Source organism: Acinetobacter lactucae (assembly GCF_013344765.1).
GTDB classification, from domain to species: domain Bacteria; phylum Pseudomonadota; class Gammaproteobacteria; order Pseudomonadales; family Moraxellaceae; genus Acinetobacter; species Acinetobacter lactucae_A.
Genome location: NZ_JABVBF010000350.1, coordinates 1 through 1,044 on the forward strand (window position 1 = coordinate 1; position 1,044 = coordinate 1,044).

The 1,044-nt window shown below is 55.0% G+C and carries 1 protein-coding gene; it reads right to left on the reverse strand.

Features of this window, described 5'->3' with window-relative positions; translation table 11 throughout:
* On the reverse strand, positions 1 to 1,044 hold a 1,044-nt coding region (locus HUN22_RS17250; protein WP_254617565.1), incomplete at both ends, for an Ig-like domain-containing protein.

Consider the following 1,044-nt stretch of genomic DNA (forward strand, 5'->3'; position numbering starts at 1 on the left):
CTGTTGCCGTCACGGTAATGGTGTGTGGACCGTCTGTTAATACAGGCAAGCTATTGTCTGCAAGCGTCCAGGTGCCATCGCCATTGTTCGTCGCCGGATAGTCAGTGCCATCTACATTCACCACCACCGTCGCAGTCGGGTCATTGACTGTACCGGTGAGCGCTGGGGTGCTGTCATTGGTGAGGACATCATCCAGTGCGACTGCCGGTGCAACTGCATCAACCACAGCTGTTGCTGGTCCTGAGGTATTGCCTGCTGGATCTTTTGTTACTGCTGTTACCGTGTCACCATCATTCAAGCCTGGGTTTGGTACAGTCCAGCTACCATCCGGGCCTGCTACAACACTGGCTGTACTACCATCTGGATAAGTTACTGTCACCGTTGAACCAGGTTCTGCCGTACCTGTAATCGGGTCTGTCCCGTTCACCGGGTCAATCACTGGTGCATTCGGTGCAGTGGTATCAACTGTCACCACAGCCGTATCCGTACCCGCATTGCCCGCTGCATCTGTTGCCGTCACGGTAATGGTGTGTGGTCCATCAGTCAGTGCAGGCAAGCTATTGTCTACAAGCGTCCAGGTGCCGTCGCCATTGTTCACTGCCGGGTAGTCAACACCATCCACATTCACCACCACCGTCGCAGTCGGGTCATTGACTGTACCAGTGAGCGCCGGGGTGCTGTCATTGGTGAGGACATCATCCAGTGCGACTGCCGGTGCAACTGCATCAACCACAGCTGTTGCTGGTCCTGAGGTATTGCCCGCAGGATCTTCTGTTACTGCTGTTACCGTGTCACCATCGTTCAAGCCTGGGTTTGGTACAGTCCAGCTACCATCCGGGCCTGCTACAACACTGGCTGTACTACCATCTGGATAAGTTACTGTCACCGTTGAACCAGGTTCTGCTGTACCTGTAATCGGATCTGTCCCGTTCACCGGGTCAATCACTGGTGCATTCGGAGCCGTCGTATCAACTGTCACCACAGCCGTATCTGTACCCGCATTGCCCGCTGCATCTGTTGCCGTCACGGTAATGGTGTGTGGAC